Source organism: Niallia sp. FSL W8-0635 (assembly GCF_038007965.1).
Lineage (GTDB): Bacteria > Bacillota > Bacilli > Bacillales > Cytobacillaceae > Niallia.
Map to the genome: position 1 here is coordinate 2153800 of NZ_JBBOYD010000001.1, position 18003 is coordinate 2171802.

The 18003-nt window shown below is 35.8% G+C and carries 20 protein-coding genes and 1 other annotated feature; of the genes, 19 read left to right on the forward strand and 1 reads right to left on the reverse strand.

Annotation, left to right across the window (positions count from 1 at the left end; all coding sequences use genetic code 11):
• The first annotated feature begins 38 nt into the window (after positions 1–38).
• The 15 genes from NYE52_RS10180 to NYE52_RS10250 all read left to right on the forward strand — a co-directional run bounded on the left by NYE52_RS10180 (position 39) and on the right by NYE52_RS10250 (position 14010).
• A complete protein-coding gene (locus NYE52_RS10180; RefSeq protein ID WP_341192950.1) occupies positions 39–575 on the forward strand; it encodes a DUF5412 family protein in 537 nt (178 codons plus the stop codon).
• A gap of 149 nt (positions 576–724) precedes the next feature.
• Entirely contained in the window at positions 725–1042 is a 318-nt protein-coding gene (locus NYE52_RS10185; protein WP_341192951.1) for a HesB/IscA family protein, read from the forward strand.
• Between the two features lie 263 nt (positions 1043–1305).
• Positions 1306–1641: a hypothetical protein gene (locus NYE52_RS10190; RefSeq protein WP_341192952.1), complete on the forward strand. Its 336-nt coding sequence runs from the start codon at positions 1306–1308 to the stop codon at positions 1639–1641.
• A gap of 182 nt (positions 1642–1823) precedes the next feature.
• On the forward strand, positions 1824–2213 hold the full coding sequence (locus NYE52_RS10195; protein WP_341192953.1) for a VOC family protein: 390 nt from the start codon (positions 1824–1826) through the stop codon (positions 2211–2213).
• 226 nt (positions 2214–2439) lie between these two features.
• Positions 2440–2910, forward strand: coding sequence for a hypothetical protein (locus tag NYE52_RS10200; protein WP_341192954.1), 471 nt, complete (start codon positions 2440–2442; stop codon positions 2908–2910).
• Between the two features lie 125 nt (positions 2911–3035).
• Positions 3036–3290, forward strand: a binding site (T-box leader).
• Positions 3291–3363: 73 nt separating this feature from the next.
• Positions 3364–5043 (forward strand): glutamine--tRNA ligase/YqeY domain fusion protein, encoded by a 1680-nt coding sequence (locus NYE52_RS10205; protein ID WP_341192955.1) that lies wholly within the window; start codon positions 3364–3366, stop codon positions 5041–5043.
• 225 nt (positions 5044–5268) lie between these two features.
• Positions 5269–5784, forward strand: a complete 516-nt coding sequence (locus NYE52_RS10210) for a GNAT family N-acetyltransferase (protein ID WP_445669105.1) — start codon at positions 5269–5271, stop codon at positions 5782–5784.
• Between the two features lie 244 nt (positions 5785–6028).
• Positions 6029–6505: a DUF2975 domain-containing protein gene (locus NYE52_RS10215; RefSeq protein WP_341192956.1), complete on the forward strand. Its 477-nt coding sequence runs from the start codon at positions 6029–6031 to the stop codon at positions 6503–6505.
• 10 nt (positions 6506–6515) lie between these two features.
• Entirely contained in the window at positions 6516–6734 is a 219-nt protein-coding gene (locus NYE52_RS10220) for a helix-turn-helix domain-containing protein (protein WP_341192957.1), read from the forward strand.
• An 88-nt stretch (positions 6735–6822) separates the two neighbouring features.
• Positions 6823–7575: an isoprenyl transferase gene (locus NYE52_RS10225; protein ID WP_341192958.1), complete on the forward strand. Its 753-nt coding sequence runs from the start codon at positions 6823–6825 to the stop codon at positions 7573–7575.
• Positions 7576–7681: 106 nt separating this feature from the next.
• Complete coding sequence (locus tag NYE52_RS10230; protein WP_341192959.1) at positions 7682–8278, forward strand: class I SAM-dependent methyltransferase; 597 nt, start codon at positions 7682–7684, stop codon at positions 8276–8278.
• Between the two features lie 490 nt (positions 8279–8768).
• The gene (locus NYE52_RS10235; RefSeq protein ID WP_341192960.1) at positions 8769–10286 is read left to right on the forward strand and encodes an NADH dehydrogenase subunit 5; all 1518 of its coding nucleotides are present in this window, start codon (positions 8769–8771) and stop codon (positions 10284–10286) included.
• Positions 10287–10300: 14 nt separating this feature from the next.
• Positions 10301–12931, forward strand: coding sequence for a DUF2309 domain-containing protein (locus NYE52_RS10240; protein ID WP_341192961.1), 2631 nt, complete (start codon positions 10301–10303; stop codon positions 12929–12931).
• Positions 12932–12963: 32 nt separating this feature from the next.
• Positions 12964–13461, forward strand: coding sequence for a carbonic anhydrase (locus tag NYE52_RS10245; protein WP_341192962.1), 498 nt, complete (start codon positions 12964–12966; stop codon positions 13459–13461).
• Between the two features lie 183 nt (positions 13462–13644).
• Entirely contained in the window at positions 13645–14010 is a 366-nt protein-coding gene (locus NYE52_RS10250) for a DUF2294 domain-containing protein (RefSeq protein WP_251629321.1), read from the forward strand.
• 312 nt (positions 14011–14322) lie between these two features.
• On the opposite strand, the gene NYE52_RS10255 is transcribed toward NYE52_RS10250, so the two are convergent.
• Entirely contained in the window at positions 14323–15195 is an 873-nt protein-coding gene (locus NYE52_RS10255) for a DMT family transporter (RefSeq protein ID WP_341192963.1), read from the reverse strand.
• 407 nt (positions 15196–15602) lie between these two features.
• Between NYE52_RS10255 and NYE52_RS10260 the strand changes: the two genes are divergently transcribed.
• From NYE52_RS10260 to NYE52_RS10275, 4 genes are all read left to right on the forward strand, one after another.
• Positions 15603–15743: a hypothetical protein gene (locus NYE52_RS10260; RefSeq protein WP_341192964.1), complete on the forward strand. Its 141-nt coding sequence runs from the start codon at positions 15603–15605 to the stop codon at positions 15741–15743.
• A gap of 64 nt (positions 15744–15807) precedes the next feature.
• Positions 15808–16017, forward strand: a complete 210-nt coding sequence (locus NYE52_RS10265) for a hypothetical protein (RefSeq protein ID WP_341192965.1) — start codon at positions 15808–15810, stop codon at positions 16015–16017.
• A gap of 131 nt (positions 16018–16148) precedes the next feature.
• Positions 16149–16835 carry an acyltransferase gene (locus NYE52_RS10270; protein ID WP_341192966.1) on the forward strand — a complete coding sequence of 229 codons (687 nt, stop codon included), beginning with the start codon at positions 16149–16151 and terminating at the stop codon, positions 16833–16835.
• 323 nt (positions 16836–17158) lie between these two features.
• A complete protein-coding gene (locus tag NYE52_RS10275; protein WP_341192967.1) occupies positions 17159–17506 on the forward strand; it encodes a GNAT family N-acetyltransferase in 348 nt (115 codons plus the stop codon).
• The last annotated feature ends 497 nt before the right edge of the window (positions 17507–18003 follow it).

The window sequence follows — 18003 nt, forward strand, 5'->3', positions numbered from 1 at the left end:
TAGAGTGTGAAAGAACATTCTTAAATAGGGGGAGCGTTATGGAAAAGAGCTATAATGTATGGTCATTTTATTTAATCCTAGTTTGTTTAGTCTTGGGAGCATACTCCTTGTATTCAAATATTAACAACACTTGGTTGATTGCACCTCCCAATTATATTTTGCTTATCTTTAGTCTAGCTGCTTTTATTTTCGGCATTATTGGTTTTAAAGATAAAAGAAATAGGCACACAAAAACAAGAAGTTGGGTAACGGTCATTTTATCTTCTATCTTGTCGATCGCATTTCTACTTGCAACACTGTTTGTAATATTTGCCTCAGGATTTGGAGCAAATAAACATCTGGAAACCGTACAATCTCCTGATGGAACGAACACCATTGATTTTTATCAATATGATGCCGGGGCAATGGGGTCATTTGGAGTTAGGGGAGAATTAAACGGTCCACTGTGGTTTAAAAAGAGAATTTACTATCAAGATAATATCGAAAATGTAAAGGTTAAGTGGGAAAATGAACATACCGTTTCGATTAACAATCATCTGTTAGATTTGAAAAAAGGAGAAAGATACGGATATTAAATCAATGAGCAATATGATAATTCTTACCTTCAACTGAAAGCAGAAATTTTGCAACCATTTCCGAAATCAATTAAGCTGAGAGTAAGATTATCTACATTCTTATATTGGAATAGTATATAGGAAAGTAAAAATAGGTAGGAGATGGCAAGATGAAGGTAACAATCACAGATGCTGCTGTTGAAAAATTTCGTAGCTATAAAGTTCCTAAAGGTGCAGTTTATCGGTTAAACACAATCTTTAGTGGTGGCTGCAGCTATGTTTATAATTTCGATTTAGCGGTTGATTTTCCACAAGAAGATGATACAGCCTTTGAAGATAATGGTTTAACGATTTATTTAGATCCATTAACGATTAAGCATATTAATGAGGATTTGAAATTTGATTATGTACAGGGAAAAGGATTTCGCTTAATTGGCGCAAGTGAAATTTATTCTTTCCATTTGGAAGTAAAACAAAAAGCGAATTAATAAAGGGAAGAATCAGGTACTCTAATAGGTGCCTGTTTTTTATATTTTAAGCGGATATATGATTTGATTTATCCTATTGTTTTTAAAAAGCTGTAAAAATAAATTAATTGAAACATTTCCTCCGTTCAATCGTATACTCAATAAAAGAGAGGGATTATTAGAAAATGGTTATGTATTTCATAATGCTCTTACTTGGAGCTTTATTCGTTTTTTGGTCATTATATTACATAGCTGCTATGTGCTTCGATAAAGAGTTTCCCTTAATGAAAGCAGCAAAAACTATAGGTGTCTTGTTATTAGGTATTTTGCTGTTAACTTTCACTTTGCCAAGTCTGAAATATATGCTGTTTAAAGAATACGATGTGGTGAAAGGAGAGTGTGTTATCGACATAGATTCATCAGGTCGCTCTGCTGAAGCAATTTTCAAAATGCTAGATACAGACGAAATATTTACATTTGATGATATTCCTAAACTGGATGCATATGGTAAGAAAGTGCCTTATTCTTGTGCCATGACAGTCACGAAAGATCATAAATGGGAAATAGGCTATAAAATATACGATATCGATACAAAAAAGCTCATTTTAACTAGTGAATAACTCACTATTCTCCTGTTAAATGGAATGAAGAAATAATAGTGCCTTCTTAAAAAAACGGGAAGTAAATCGAAAAAGGATTATTGAATGTAATTGTCGAAATATTACAGACTTAGCTGTTCTAAAACTCTCCATAAAGTGGGAGATGTCTATTTATAGAAAAAATAATAAGGAAGTGAAGCATCTTGATTAAATACAAATCGCTCCATCATGTAAGTCTTACAGTCACGGATTTGGAAAAAGCCAAATATTTTTATGGAAAAATTCTTTGTTTAAAAGAATTAAAACGTCCTGATTTTGATTTTCCAGGTGCATGGTATCAAATAGAGAATCAGCAACTTCACTTAATTGTATATCCTGAGTCGCAAACCATTCGAACAAATAAAACGCTAAATAGCAAAGAAGGGCATTTTGCGCTTCGCGTAAAAAACTACTATGATACGCTGAATTGGTTAAAGAAGAATAATGTAGAAATCGTTGAAAAACCATATGGTGTAAGTGGATTTGCTCAACTTTTCTGTGCGGACCCCGATGGTAATTTAATCGAATTAAATGTGGATCAGAAGGATTTATAAGATAGAGGGGATATATTCTCATTTCCTTTCAAAGGTGTGTTTACAACAATTTCGATATTTTTTGATAGCCGTAGTAATGAAAATCAATATTAACGTTTTCTTTTAACATCATTTGTAGTTGGAAGGACCGATACATATACAGTTTGGGAATATCAAAAACCATGTGGCTTTTTCAATTGTTCCAAATATGCAAAATATAAACTTGTTCAATAGGAGGAAACTATTTTTGAAAAAGTTTCGAGGAAAAAAGCGTTATTTTCGTAACTTGTGGAGAGACTTAAACGCTGAGCAATACGATTTAGACTTTGGGCAAGATGCTTGGTTTGATGCTTGGCATACCCATCTTGATTTTTACGGGCATGGGAATAATAGCGGGAAAATAAGAAGAGAGCATATAAAAGCACATATCGTTTTGTATAACAGTCTATTAGAAAAGCTCAGCACATTCGATAAACCTTATCAATCGTGGATAGGGTTAGTTGAGGAAGAGGCAAGTCTAGATGCAGTCTATATCCACTCTCCTAATCCTAACGATGACAATTTTCCTATAAAGATAGAAAATTTAAATTGGGAGTGCACTATCCCACATGATTTCAAGGATGTAATCAGCCTAAAAGATTTTAATGTGGGTCATTATAAGTGGGAATCGGATAATTATTATATTATCCAATCAAAAGATAAAGGGATTAAATTATAGTCCTATATAAGACTAAGAGCAGTTTGTGTTATGGATTTGCGTTTATTTTTTATTTTAATGAATATACTACCTTTACAAACAGAAAAGACCTTGTTATCATAGGAATAATTTAAATCCAAAAAATAGCAAAAGCGATGAAGAGAAGAGTAAATAACCTAATTCTTTAAAGAGAGCTCCAGCTGCTGAAAAGGAGTAAGAATTACTTATTGAACCAAGACTCTGAGCATTCACATTGGAACTTATGTTGAAGGGATAGTGTGACAGGTGCTCCTGTTATAGAGCTAGGGTATAAGTAGATAACTACCGTACCTGAAGAGTTTAATATGGCGACATATTAATAAACTGGGGTGGCACCACGGATATAAAATCTCGTCCTCAAGACTAATTGTCTTGGGGGTGGGATTTTTTTTATTGGCAAAAAATAGTTTTCACTTAAAAAACGGAGGGGTAAAAATGATGGAAGAGAAAGTAGCGTTAGATAATAGCTTGGAAAAAACGGTAGCTGAAGACTTACAAAATGGGGCATATAATCGAACGATTTGCACAAGATTTCCTCCTGAGCCAAATGGATATCTACACATTGGCAGTGCTTATGCCATCCATATGAACTATGCGATTGCGAAAAAGTTTAACGGGAATTTTAATCTGCGTTTTGACGATACCAACCCTTTAAAAGAAGATATGGAATATGTGGATTCGATTATTGAAGATATTAATTGGCTAGGCTATTCTCCAGAGGAACGGATTTTTTACGGGTCTGACTATTCCAATGAAATATTTCATGCAGCATTGAATTTGATCAAGAAAGGCAAGGCATATGTTTGTGAATTGTCTCCTGAGCAAATAAAGGAATACCGGGGAACACTTACAGAGCCTGGTAAAAATAGTCCTTATCGAAACAGAACAGTGGAGGAGAATCTCGATTTGTTTTGGAGAATGAAAAATGGCGAATTCCCAACAGGATCGCATGTTTTACGAGCAAAAATCGATATGGCTTCACCAAATATGAATTTAAGAGACCCGATTCTTTACAGGATTATTTATGCTAGTCATTATAGAACGGGAAACGAGTGGTGTATTTACCCAATGTATGATTTTGCTCATCCACTTCAAGATGCAATTGAAGGTGTTACCCATTCCTTATGCTCTATCGAATTTAAAGACCACAGACCTTTATATGAGTGGGTATTGACAGAGCTAGAAATAAAGGAAGCACCAAAACAAAGAGAATTTGGACGAGTGAATATAACTGGTGTTGTAACGAGTAAACGCTATTTAAGGGAATTAGTATTAGGGAAGCTGGTAGATGGATGGGATGATCCAAGATTACCAACAATCCGTGGACTTCGGAGAAGAGGCTTTACCCCAGAAAGTATACGTACTTTCGTTGATGAACTTGGCTTTGTAAGAAATCAAAGTACAGCTGACATAGCGATGCTAGAAAGTACACTAAGAAGAGAATTAAAATCAAAAGTAAATACAGTGATGGCAGTATTAAACCCATTAAAGGTGACAATCACCAATTATCCTGAGGACAAGACAGAGCTTTTATCAATGGAAAATAATCCGGAAAATCCTGCATTAGGAAATAGAGAGGTTGTTTTTTCAAAAGAGATTTATATCGAAAAAGAGGACTTTATGGAAGTCCCAATAAAAGGGTTTAAACGATTAGCTTTACATGCAGAGGTTCGATTAAAAGGGGCTTATTTCATCAAATGTAATGAGGTGATTAAAGATGAAGCTACAGGTGAAATTATCGAGCTTAGATGTACTTATGATCCAAAGACCAAAAGTGGAACAGGATTTTCTGAGCGGAAAGTAAAAGGAACGATTCATTGGGTTTCCGCTATAAATAGTGAATTAGTGGAAGTGAATCTCTTCGAAAAATTATTTGAGGACGAAACGATTGTGAAAGATGCAGAAAAAACGTGGGAGGAAAAAATGAATCCCAATTCTAAAGTTACACTAAAACATTGCAGAATTGAATCTTGGATGAAGGACGCAAAAATCGAAGAGAGGTTCCAATTTTTGCGACATGGCTATTTTTGTGTAGATAAATATTCAACAGAAGAAAAATTAATTTTCAATAGAATTGTGTCATTGAAGGATTCTTGGAAAGGGAAAAAAGGATAAAGTTGAAATCGAGTGCAGAGGTTTTGTACTCGATTTTTAACAAATAGCTATTTTAACATCTTTAAGCAAAGGGGATTGAAAGTTGGATGAATTGTTGTAAAATTATCAGAGAGAAAAGGTAATTTATGTTAATATGGATTAAAGCATGAATGAACTAGGGAGTATGGGTGTAAAAGTTAGAAATTTAGATAAAAGATAAAAATAGATAGAGAGAAGGGGATATTAATGGAATTACTGAGGCCATCTGAGCAGTATAGGGAACAGTTAATGGAATATAGGTCAGCCTTTTTACATAGAAAAGAACAGCCTTATGGTGGCAGCTCCTTGCAAAATTATACGGATTTTCATGAATGGCTCAATAAAGTAATCAGCCAGGAAAATGGGGATAACCTACCATCAAATCGGGTTCCGGCTACTCAATTTTTAAGCATTGGCAATGGGAAATTAATTGGGCTTATTAATATTCGCCATCGATTAACGCCAGAATTGTTGATGGAAAGTGGACATATTGGCTATAGCATTCATCCAGAAGAACGCCGGAAAGGATATGCGACAGAGCAGCTGCGACTAAGTTTAATAGAAGCTAATAAACTTGGTCTAAGTAAAGTATTAATAACCTGTGATAAAGAAAATATCGCCTCTGCCAAAACGATTCAAAAAGTGGGCGGAGTGTTAGAGAATGAAGTGAATTCCGCAGATGGGAAGGAAATTGTACAGCGTTATTGGATTGAAATTGGTTAACGTTTTATGTAAAAGAATAAATAATTTAGCAACCTACTTTGCAGTCCACTCCGCAACGGAATTGGACTGCTTTTTAATTCTAAGATCTTTCAACAGGAAAAAACTAATTAGAAATAGGCTTTAAAATAATCATCCAACCTGTTTCACAATAAAAAAAGTATCAAATTAAATAAAAATTTATTGTAAAACGATAAATGATGTGGTAAATTTCAATAAGATAATAATTAGGAGAGGTGCTTTTTTTATGAAAAAAGGAACAACATTTTTTTTAAAGATAGCTGTCGTTCTTATTGGAACCCCCGTTCTTGCTTTAGGGTTATGGGGAATATATGATTTGGCTAAAAATCCAGCAAATCCAGATTATGCCCATATACTATATCCGATTGTAATAGGGATATATTTATCGGCAATTCCATTTTATATGGCGCTTTATCAGACTTTCAGACTTTTGGGTTATATTGATAGGAATGAAGCTTTCTCGGTAATGTCTGTAAAGGCATTAAGCCATATAAAGAAAGATGCAATCATCATCAGTATCTTATATGTACTAATGATGCCTTTCATTTTTCTCTTAGCTCAGTCAGATGATGCTCCAGGTCTTATCTTATTTGGAATGATTCCGATTTTTGCTTCCATCGTAATTGCGGTCTTTGCAGCAGTTCTTCAAAGGCTTTTACAACAAGCAATTGATATAAAATCAGAAAATGATTTAACAGTCTGAGGTGAATGAAATGGCAATTGTAATTAATATTGATGTGATGTTAGCGAAAAGGAAAATGAGCGTGACCGAACTTTCAGAGAAGGTTGGAATCACGATGGCAAATCTATCTATTTTGAAAAATGGAAAAGCAAAGGCCATTCGCCTTTCAACATTAGAGGGGATTTGCAAGGCTTTAGAATGTCAACCTGGAGAAATTTTAGAATATCGAAGGGATCAAGATAGTGAATAAGCAGAATATCAAAGAATATCTCAAAAAGGATCGTAACGTATGGGAGAACATAGAAATATAAAAAACATTTCGAAAGGAGGGTCAATCAATGAAGCTACCTTTTTTCCATAAGAAAGAAGAAGAATCTGTCCTTTATCCGAATGAAAATATAGCGGAACATATTGCTATAATAATGGACGGAAACGGACGCTGGGCAAAGAAGAGGGGCATGCCCAGAATTGCTGGTCATAAAGAAGGCGTATCTACTGTCGTAAACATTGTTAAAACAGCAGTGAATTGCAAAGTGAAGATTCTCACTCTATATACGTTTTCTACCGAAAACTGGAAACGTCCAAAAACCGAGATAGAGTTTATATTGAGGCTTCCTAAGGAGTTTCTCTCTATTTATCTACCAGATCTTATCGCTAATAATGTCCGCATAGAGATAGTTGGAGATATCGAAAAGCTGCCAGTTCATACACGTGAAGCCATTGAGTATGCAATGGAACGTACTCGCAATAATGACGGCCTTTTGCTTAATTTTGCGCTTAACTATGGAAGCCGTGATGAGATTTTAAATGCGATGAAAGAGATGTTTTTGGATATAACCAAGGGGGAATTTTCACTGGACGAATTAGATGAACAGAAGTTTTCAAACTACCTTTATACAGCTGGTATGAAAGAACCGGACCTGCTTATTCGAACAGGAGGAGAAATACGTCTGAGTAATTTTCTGCTTTGGCAGCTGGCATACACGGAGTTCTGGTTTACTGATGTACTGTGGCCAGATTTCTCTGAGAAGGACTTTCTGCAAGCGTTGAAAGAATACGGGAATCGGAAAAGACGGTATGGTGGGCTATAAGCGTTTGATAATATATGTTGTAAAAAAAGCAGACCAACTCCAAATTGTACTTTAACGGTTGATTATTGCTATAATAAATCAATATTTAAAGTAGGGGGAACGTAAGATGGAAGCGAATGTTTTTGAACAGATGGCCAAAAGATATGATACAGAAGATAGAATAGAATTGGCGAAAGTGATCGTGAAGGAAGTAAGAGCAGAACTAGAAAACAGTAAATCCCAATCTTTAATCGACTATGGGAGTGGTACTGGCCTCGTTAGTTTAGAATTAACCGATTTGGTAGATTCGATTTTGTTGGTAGATTCATCGGAACAAATGCTAGAGGTTGCCAAAGGGAAAATAGCGCAAAAAGGTATTACGAACGCAAGCGTACTTTATTCTGATTTTACGAAAAAAACTACTGAACTTAAATCGGACATTATTTTCATGTCACTAGTTCTTCTTCATATACCGGATACGAAAAAAATCTTGCAGGAATTGTTCCATATCTTAAACGATGGCGGAAAGCTAATTATTGTTGATTTTGACAAGAACGAGAACATCAGTCATCCGAAGGTTCATAACGGTTTTTCTCATGAAGAATTGAAAGAAATATTATCTGAAGCTGGATTCAAGTCATCAAAAATAAAGACATTTTATCATGGCAAAGAGATTTTTATGAAAAAGGATGCATCAATGTTTATCGCCTGCAGTATAAAATGATTTTTTTGATTATACAATATCAGAATTATTCCAATGAAATAATTTAATTTTCCATTGAAGAATGGCTTTCTTGTTGACAAATATAAAAATTTGGAATATCTTATATTTAGTTAAATACTTAGTTGTAAGTTAATTTTTCTTTTTTGGAGATTAAGACTTTAGCATTCTTTTAATAATTGTATTGACTGAATGAAAAAGTAGCTTAAAAGAATAAGGAAAAGTGATTTTATAAATAAGTAGTCCAATTATATATGATGTCTTTAAAGTTAAATGAAAATATAAAAACCTATAAAAGGTAGCTCTTCAAAAAATTCACTGCAATTAGTTGAAGGGAAGCCGACAATTTTTTTGATTCCTATGATTTAAAATCATGGTGAATTTTAAAGATTGTCGGCTTTTTTATTGGGGAAAAATGTTTGTTTCCATAAAGAAGGAATGGAATTCTTGTAAAGGTTTTTCCATAGTAAGTTAGTTAAAGGAGAAATTCAACATGTTTGTTTCGCTGAGTTTGCCGTTATTACTAGTATTGTTTTTTATGATGATTATTGTTTCTATGCTAAGTGGATTATTACTTCTGCATCCAAGAATGCCATTGAGCTATGTGAAAATACATAGTTGGGTTGTGTCTTTTCCGCCTTTGGTTTCTTTAGTAGCACTTGTAAAAACGAATGGAAGAGAAAATATTGGTCCTTTGCAGTTGGATTCCTTGGCTTGGTTAATGACCTTTTTCGTTCTTGCTATTGGTTTAATTGTGCAACGTTTTTCTATACGTTACTTAATGGGGGATCGTTCTTATCGAAAATATTTTTCACTCTTTACGTTCACAACAGCTTCTGCATCTATTGCCTGGTTAAGTGCTGATCTACGCTTAATGGTTCTATTCTGGGGGGCAACTCTTGCTGGATTAACCTTGCTTATCAGATTAAACAGTGGATGGAAAGTAGCGAATGAAGCATCTAAGATTTCTGGCCGCAACTTTATATTTGGCTGGTTGGCCTTATTATTGGCGGTACTTTGGCTATTTCAAGGCACTGGTTATTGGCAATTATCGTCAGCTCTATCCACTGAAAATTTAGCACAGCTTGCAGCATGGGAGAGAACAGGGATTAATATATTGATTGTCCTAGCGGTCATCATTCCAGCAGCTCAATGGCCTTTTCAAAGATGGTTAGTAGAGTCTGTTGTTGCGCCTACTCCTGTTTCTGCGATTATGCATGCAGGAATTGTGAATGCAGGTGGGATTATGCTAGCTCGTTTTTCTCCACTCTTTAATGGAGATATGGCTTCTATTATCTTGCTTGTTATAGCAGGGATTTCTGTCTTGATTGGTTCTGGAATTAGTTTAGTACAAGTGGACTATAAGCGTCAGTTAGTAGGATCAACGATTGGACAAATGGGCTTTATGCTCATCCAATGTGCGTTAGGTGCATATATTGCTGCCATTATTCATCTTATTCTACATGGTTTGTTTAAAGCAACGCTCTTTTTACAATCAGGTTCAGCGGTGCCTCGTTTCGAAATATCTAATCAAAGTAATAAACAGACATCCTTTTTATGGACCATAACGGGGTGGATTTTAGGCTTTGCTGTTGGAGTGGTCTTTTGGCTCCAGTCACCAGGAGAGGGATATCAATTTATTAGTGCGTTAATCTTAGGGTGGTCCTTGTCTATTTCTTGGAGACAGCTAGTAGCTTTTGGAGAGGGAAGCATTGGTCGAATTACAGGGTTATTAATGGTAGGAGGAACGGCTGCTATTTATTTCGCTATTCATCATTTTTTCTATGATTTGCTGCAGTCTACTGTTTCCCAAGGGAATCAACCTCCAATAGCTGCAGTCATCATTGTTGCTTGTCTCTTATTAGTTGGCAGTGCAATAAGGGCATTTACTGCACGTAATCGTTCGTCTATTTTCTTTACGGTACTTTATCTTTGGTTAGTGAGATTAGGGGAAGCGAAGCCCAAATCTGTAGAGAGCCATCCGAGCTATTTAAAACAACAATTACCATAAGGAGGTAATTAGTGATGAGTGTTACATCTGTATTAACAAAAGAAAGTTCAAATAAGAATGAGATAACTATTGATTTCACAGAAAGTAATATTAGTAGTCTAGTTGAAACTGCTAGTAAAGTAATTGCCCCACTTTGGCCGATTTCTACCTTTGCAGCACGTCATCCTTGGATGGGGCTTGAAAAGCAATCCTTTGATCAAGTTGCGGATTGGTTAAAAAATAGTCGTGATGTGGATATTTATCCAAGTGCTTCAATGATTCTTTCTGCAAAAAATAAAGGGGAGATTAATGAAGCATTTGTGAAGCAGGGACTGCAGCGTTGGCTTGATACAAATTTACATACATTTAGTCTCCCGCGAGATGTGGCAGAGCGCTTTTGCCATGCCGCACTGGGGATGGAACCAATTCCAACTAATCTTTTATCATCGGTAGAACTTATGAAAAAAGTCGAGGAGTTTAGGGAACGGAATGAAGATACTATCAATCATTCCTCCATCCAACCAATCAGTTCTCAAATAGAGAATCAAGATAGGGAAAGGTTAATCAATATTCTCGATTACCATGTGATCAAGTGGTGTAAATTATATCTCGATGACTCTCAGGCAGGTTGGGAAATGCCACATCGCGAGGAAGGTTTCTATCGTTCTTGGCATCGTCTCGTTTGTTATGATCCAGCACTATCTAAATTACAGCGTGAAAGCTTAAAAAGTTGGCCAGAAGAGGCTGATAGTGCTTTGGAAAATGCATTAAAAGCACTGAATATCTCTGACGCAGAAATCCAGAGTTATCTAGAAGCTCATTTGCTGTCCTTACCGGGTTGGGCAGGAATGATGCTTTGGCGTTCTAAACAGTCAAATGAGGAGAAGACGCTGCTAACTGAATATTTAGCCGTACGAATCTCCTTAGAATGGGCTCTAATACATCCCTATTTACCTTTTAGGAATAATCAATTGGAGAAAAGGGAGTCCATTCCTTCTCACTTAGCAGCTTGGATTCATTGGGGAAGCCTTTCGCTAGAGGAATGGACACATATGTCAGGTGATAAACAACAGGAATATTTATTATTTGCGGCAAAATTTGATGAGAAGCTCTGCAGAAAACTGTGGCTGGAAGCTTGGGAACAAACACATGCTGAGCAATTAAGGCAAAAGATTATCTCCAATCAATCTAGTAACAGTGAGAAGGATACAGCATTAGCGCAATTTGTATTTTGTATTGATGTACGCTCCGAACCATTTCGTCGCCAATTGGAAAAAGAAGGACCATTTGAAACAATTGGGATGGCTGGTTTTTTTGGGGTACCGATTGCAACGAATGAACTAGGATGCACACATAGTCATCCATCCTTACCAATTATGAATAAGCCTTTGCACAAAATTATAGAAAGTACGGAGGAGAATGAATTACTTTCCTTTCAACAACGTAAGCAGTCAGTTCATTCTTTAAGCTACACATTTAAAACAATGAAACAGAGCTTACTGGCAAACTTACTTTTGCCAGAATTGAGTGGTCCATGGCTTAGTCTTCAAATGGTAGCACGCAGCTTTGTGCCAAAAACTGCGAATCGGTTTATTCATAATCTTCGACAGGCCTGGTTACGAAAACCCAAGACAAACCTAGTGCTTCATCATGTTCATCAAACAGAGGAAGGAATACCAATTGGATTTTCCGAGGGAGATAAAGTCAACTATGCCCGTCAAGCTCTAAAAATGATGGGGATAATAGACAATTTCAGCCCATTAGTAGTTATATGTGGACATGGAAGCCAAAGTACAAATAACCCTTATGCATCATCACTTGAATGTGGTGCCTGTGGTGGGCAATCAGGTGGATTCAATGCTAGGGTTTTAGCGACTTTATGTAACCTACCTGAAGTAAGGAAAGAACTTTCTTTAGAAGGAATTACTATTCCTGCTGAAACTGTCTTTGTAGCGGCTGAGCACAATACAACGGTGGATGAATTAGAGTGGATTTATGTACCAGAGCTTTCCAAATCAGCACAAGTTGCCTTTGAGCGTATCGAAGCTATATTGCCAAGAGTAAGCCATCAGGCGAATGCGGAACGTCTTACGAAATTACCTCATTTCCAATCGAAACATAAAAAGCCAAAGTCTGCGGCCTATCAATTAGCAGAGGATTGGAGCGTGATCCGTCCGGAATGGGGGTTAGCTGGCAATGCTGCTTTTATTATCGGGCAACGTGCGTTAACGAATGGTTGTGACTTAGAAGGCAGAGTCTTTCTTCATAATTATAATTGGCAGAAGGATGGCAATGGGGAACTTTTAGATACGATTATTTCAGGCCCAGGAACCGTTGCTCAATGGATAAATCTAGAATATTACGCATCAACGGTAGCTCCACATTATTATGGTAGTGGCAATAAGGCAACGCAAACTGTTACAGCAGGTCTTGGTGTAATGCAGGGGAATGCGAGTGACTTGCTAACTGGACTACCTTGGCAATCTGTAATGCAATCAGACAATGAGGCATATCATTCTCCGCTTCGTTTATTAATTGTCATTCAGGCACCTAAAGAATATGTTGAACGATTATTAAAAAATAATGCCATCTTTCAACAAAAAGTTCAAAATGGTTGGGTCCGATTAGCGAGTGTCAGTCCAGAAGGCCATTGGGAAAACTGGTAGCAGTAGATTTACATAACAAAGGAGTGGATGATATGAATGTAGAAAAGACGAAAAAAGTGTTATTTCTGATGGATGTTAGAGAAGGCTTGGAGTCTATTTTAAAAGAAGAAACGAATATTCACCCGGAAAACATGCTGACTATCCAATGCTTTGGACCTGTTATTTCCAATCCTTTTGGGGATATTATGAGATCGATTATTCTTGCTATTTATCAGGAACAAGTAGAAGAGATTTTTGTTGTAGGAACAAGAAACGAAGGAAATAGTGCTATTTCGATAGAAGATCAATCTATTGCCAAAATCCAAACATTGGATTATCTTTTTCAAAATAGCATGCCTGAATTTTCCGGTGAAACGATTAATGAATGGCTAAATGGTAAACAAAATACTGGTGACAATATCAAAAATTGTGTTAATATGATTTGTCACCATCCATTAGTGCCTGCAAATGTTAAAGTCCGTGGCTTAATCATCAATAATCAGCATGGAAAGTCTTCCATTGTGGAGATTGCTGTAAATAAAACTGCATAAAAATGATAAATCACGTTAATTGTTATTGAGTCACCAATTGGATTGGTATATATTCATATATATTACAGAGATTTTTTATATGAAGTGCTTTTCGATGATTTACTTCTACTAGAGGCATATCATCTTAAAAGGAAACACAGATAGAAAACTAGTATTTATTGTTCAATAGGGGATGCATAATAAATGAAAATATCGAAAGGCTCTTGTGAAGCCGAGATAAGTAAGGCAATTACTCAATGGGAAAAGGACTTTCTTGGTCGTGGATCTTTATCTGTCAAAACAGATATATTACGGGATATGATTGTAGTAAGTTTGCAAGGCATTTTAACACCAGCTGAATACACGGTGTGTGAAACAAAAGAAGGACTATTAACCATTAAGAAAACTCGTTCCGAATTAGTGGAATCAGGTGTAGAAGAACTAAAGAAATGTATAGTAACGATTACTGGAGAAGAAGTAAAAAGTTTTCATACAGATTTAAGCTCTCGTACAGGTGAACGAGTGATGGTTTTTAAATTATTTAATAATGTGGAAAATCTTTTTATGTAATGGGTCAGGCAAGGCATAAAGAGGATTATTGTATTTTTTAGACAGATAAAAGATTTAGATGAAGAGAACAAGGTTGAGACATAAGTATTCCAACCATAGATAATAGGCTGTTTCAGTAAAGTGGTGGTATTAGCCGCAGCCTGAATACACTTCGCTTTCCATGGGGCGAGCGGTGAGCCTCCTCAGCTTTCGCCTCCGGGGTCTCACCTTTCTCGCAGCTCCCATAGGAGTCTACGTGTATTCAGGCTGCTCCGTTTTTCTTATTAATATAGTTTGTCCCGACCTCATTTTTTGGGGGAATGGGGAACTTGTTCATTTCTCCGATATAATAAATAAAACACCAACAAGAATTAGGATGGAGCCAATCCAAAAGGTTAATCCGATATTTTCTCCAAGAATAATCCATCCAAGTACTGCTCCGACCACAGGCTGGAAGAAGAAAAAGATTCCGCCACTTGAGGCGTTAAGCGTTTGTAGCCCACGGTTCCAAAGGAGAAATCCTCCAGCTGTTGAAACAATTCCTAAATATAATAGACCTCCAAAAATAGAAGGGTGTCCCCATTCAGAAATATGGATTCCTTGTAGCCTTGGCATTACAAAAGGTGTCAACACGATTAAAGCGACCGCGATAGAATAAGTAGTGACAACAATTTGTGAATAGTCACTTGGCAAAAGCTTTACAAGTACAGACATAAATGCCCACGTCAATGCGGCGATTAAAAGTGCTATCCCACCTAATTTGCTTGTTAAATCAAGATTACCGATTCCGACAATAAGAAAAACGCCAATTGTAGCGAGAGAAACGGAAAGACCCTTTTTCATTGTCAAACGTTCTTTAAGCAGCAATCGTGCAAAAATAACCATAAACGCAGGGGTGGATGAAGTGATAATTGCACCCATTTGAGCTGTGGACAACATGGTACCTGTTTCTTGCGCTACAATAGAAATGGCATTTCCAATAATGCCAATGCCTATGATGATAAGGAAATAACGTTTTTCCATTCGCCATTTTTGCCGAGTTACAAACCCTATGATAACCAAAGCGACAATAGCGATTAGATAACGAATCCATACAAGTTCAAGTGGAGGAATGACCGCAACAACCACTTTCACAACAACGTACATACCACCCCAAATGCTTGCAGCTAAAGTTAAATAAATAGATCCTAATATACTTTTTTTCATTTTTATCCTCCGTTTTTTTAGTAGGTCTAAAAGCCCCTAACGGAGAGATGCAGTCACCTTTCTCATTAAGAGCAGAAAGATGCTGCTGGTACATCATTTTCAAATAACGGAGTCCAATACACGCAATTCACCTCTTCGTTTGAAAAATATTTCTTTCATTATAGCAGATTCTGAACATTCTTTGTTTTTAAATTTCAAGATATTAGAAACTATGTTAAATTATTCATAATGTAGAACAGACGACGATATTTAAAGAACAAAGGAGCATATTTTTGTCTAAGGAACAATGAGAAAAGCTCTTATATATGAAACCAATTTGTTCCATATACGTATGAATAAATATAGGAAAAATTAGTACCAAATGGTATGATCTACGGGAATTTTTTTTAGATGAATGGGAGGAGAAAATGAAAAAAGTTCCAATCTTCCTAGCGGTTGGCGTATTTTTATTTATGTCAGGAATATATTTTCCACGAAATGGGTTATCGTCGGAACAGCGCTTTCCATTATTGGAGGATACATGGTGGGAGGAAGCTCATACTTCTTGATTCACACAAAAAATAAGCAGACTCCTAAGTAAGTGGTGCTTATCGAAATAAAGGAGGGAGAAAAATGACTGATATGAAAGGTGGTAAGCATCCAAAATTAGAAAGCTATTTACTATATGGCATGATTTTTGGATTATTACCTGGGGTGATTGTTACTATATTTGGAATGATAGCAGGTAATGTATTTCTAGCTGTTGCAGGCTGCGGAGTAGGGATATCGTTAGGAATGTTGGTAGGTACTTTGCTATACTCTTTAAAAAAAGTAAGTAGTTAAGTGTAATATATAATCAAGGTACGATATAAATTTACAAGAAATACATATAGAATTAATAAAACCTTTGCACTTTCTTTATTACGCCTTTGGTACTATTAGTATATAACAATGAATAGTTTAGGAGAGTGCAAATGAGAAAATTTATGTTGTTGATTAAGCTATTATTTTCTATTCCTAAAACGCTATATTTTAACTTTAAAGCGTTCCCGTTTAAACTTGCTATAAAGCTACCAATCTTAATTTCATACAATACAAAGATTGCGGATATTAGTAGGGATACCTGTATCATTAATGGCAATATAACGCGATTTATGATTAAAGTTAATTTTACAAATGGGTCAGATGGAGTCAATCAATCGTTAAAGAACAGCGGATTTATTTGCGTAAAGAAAGAAGGGAAATTAATTTTCAATGGGAAAGCTAATTTTGCGAGCGGAGTTTCCATTCGAGTGGACAAGGGGACTTTAGTCTTCGGGGAAAACTTTGACTGTAATCGAAACTGCTTTTTTGCATGCCGCGAAAGGATTGAAATAGGCGATAATGTCTTATTTGGATGGAGTGTTAGTGTAAGAGATTCCAATGGACATACGATTTATAATATCTTGGATAATAGCAAAGACAAAAACACAGAGCCAGTCACAATAGGTAATCATATTTGGGTAGGAGCAAATGTAGATATCCTAAAAGGCACCGAAATAGCAGATGATTGCATCGTCGGCTATAATAGCTGTGTGACGAAAAAATTCAAAGAGAAGAATTGCACAATAGCAGGGTATCCAGCTAAAATTGTGAGAGAAAATGTAGGGTGGGCTAGATAATACATAACGGGTTAAAATTATATAGTTTAAGCATAAAAAAGTGATCATATTTGATTGCTTTTTTCTTTGTAGATTAGCAGTGGAATATTCTGAAAATTATGGTATTATTGGTGGGAATAGTCCACTATTGATGGGGAGTAAAGGAATAGTTAAATACCAAGGGGGATTTTAATAATGGCAGTTGGAAACAAGGAGAATACGATTGAATTTAAGCGAATCCTTGATGATGGAATGATGGAAGAAGTGAAAAAACTTTTTTAGAATATGCTCATTCTCTAAATATAGACCTTGATTTTCAAGGTTTTGATACAGAACTAAATACATTGCCAGGAAAGTATGCACCTCCTGATGGAATAATAATTGTAGCAATGGTTAATGAGAAGGTTGCAGGATGTGTGGCACTTCGCAATATTAAAGACGGTATAGCTGAAATGAAAAGATTATATGTTCGTGATGAATTTAAGGGATATAGAATTGGAAAAGGTCTTATTGAAGTGATTATTGATGAAGCTAAACGGCTGAAATATGAAAATATAAGATTAGATACCCTTTCAACGATGAAGAAAGCACAAAGTTTATATGAATCAATGGGATTTTATGATATTGAGCCATATGTATATAATCCGTTTAAAGAGGCGAGATTTATGGAATTAGATTTAAAATCTTATTAAATCATAGGTATCATGAAATGTTGTAAAAGAAGATATATATTTTAATACTGGATAGGCTATAGGGGAAATTCAGGTAATCGATAGAAGGAAGCAAAAAACCGAGGTGGCACTCGGTTTTTTTTATTGGAAAAGGCTTTACTATAAATTGATTTGTGTTTGAAAAATAAACGGAATAATTCCGATTAAATTGGGAAATACACATATTTTCTTAAAAATAAAGGAGGTTTTTCCGTTTATCGTAGCCATATCTTTGGATTTTGTCTTATTTTCAACAGTTAATCGGAATATCTCCGTTTATATCCGCTAGTTATGCTCATTCTTGTACATTAGCCGGATATTCTCCGCTTATTTGTTCTCATGCTACTAGAAAATCAGCATGAAATAATAACAGAGCCATGGAAAAAATAAAAAAGCTTCGGCCAAATTACAACTTAAGCCGTCTAATAGATAGTAGTAAGAAAGTAGGTGAGTCCTATAAGTACCGAAATGGAGCAACA

What these genes read in the sequence shown, in the direction of transcription:
- NYE52_RS10255 (WP_341192963.1), bottom strand. Translation starts at nt 15,195, where the DNA reads ATGAAAAAAAGTATATTAGGATCTATTTATTTAACTTTAGCTGCAAGC.
- NYE52_RS10205 (WP_341192955.1), top strand. Translation starts at nt 3,364, where the DNA reads ATGATGGAAGAGAAAGTAGCGTTAGATAATAGCTTGGAAAAAACGGTA.
- NYE52_RS10270 (WP_341192966.1), top strand. Translation starts at nt 16,149, where the DNA reads ATGAGAAAATTTATGTTGTTGATTAAGCTATTATTTTCTATTCCTAAA.
- NYE52_RS10220 (WP_341192957.1), top strand. Translation starts at nt 6,516, where the DNA reads ATGGCAATTGTAATTAATATTGATGTGATGTTAGCGAAAAGGAAAATG.
- NYE52_RS10265 (WP_341192965.1), top strand. Translation starts at nt 15,808, where the DNA reads ATGACTGATATGAAAGGTGGTAAGCATCCAAAATTAGAAAGCTATTTA.
- NYE52_RS10210 (WP_445669105.1), top strand. Translation starts at nt 5,269, where the DNA reads ATGGAATTACTGAGGCCATCTGAGCAGTATAGGGAACAGTTAATGGAA.
- NYE52_RS10230 (WP_341192959.1), top strand. Translation starts at nt 7,682, where the DNA reads ATGGAAGCGAATGTTTTTGAACAGATGGCCAAAAGATATGATACAGAA.
- NYE52_RS10225 (WP_341192958.1), top strand. Translation starts at nt 6,823, where the DNA reads ATGAAGCTACCTTTTTTCCATAAGAAAGAAGAAGAATCTGTCCTTTAT.
- NYE52_RS10260 (WP_341192964.1), top strand. Translation starts at nt 15,603, where the DNA reads ATGAAAAAAGTTCCAATCTTCCTAGCGGTTGGCGTATTTTTATTTATG.
- NYE52_RS10180 (WP_341192950.1), top strand. Translation starts at nt 39, where the DNA reads ATGGAAAAGAGCTATAATGTATGGTCATTTTATTTAATCCTAGTTTGT.
- NYE52_RS10215 (WP_341192956.1), top strand. Translation starts at nt 6,029, where the DNA reads ATGAAAAAAGGAACAACATTTTTTTTAAAGATAGCTGTCGTTCTTATT.
- NYE52_RS10240 (WP_341192961.1), top strand. Translation starts at nt 10,301, where the DNA reads ATGAGTGTTACATCTGTATTAACAAAAGAAAGTTCAAATAAGAATGAG.
- NYE52_RS10190 (WP_341192952.1), top strand. Translation starts at nt 1,306, where the DNA reads ATGAAAGCAGCAAAAACTATAGGTGTCTTGTTATTAGGTATTTTGCTG.
- NYE52_RS10245 (WP_341192962.1), top strand. Translation starts at nt 12,964, where the DNA reads ATGAATGTAGAAAAGACGAAAAAAGTGTTATTTCTGATGGATGTTAGA.
- NYE52_RS10235 (WP_341192960.1), top strand. Translation starts at nt 8,769, where the DNA reads ATGTTTGTTTCGCTGAGTTTGCCGTTATTACTAGTATTGTTTTTTATG.
- NYE52_RS10250 (WP_251629321.1), top strand. Translation starts at nt 13,645, where the DNA reads ATGAAAATATCGAAAGGCTCTTGTGAAGCCGAGATAAGTAAGGCAATT.
- NYE52_RS10185 (WP_341192951.1), top strand. Translation starts at nt 725, where the DNA reads ATGAAGGTAACAATCACAGATGCTGCTGTTGAAAAATTTCGTAGCTAT.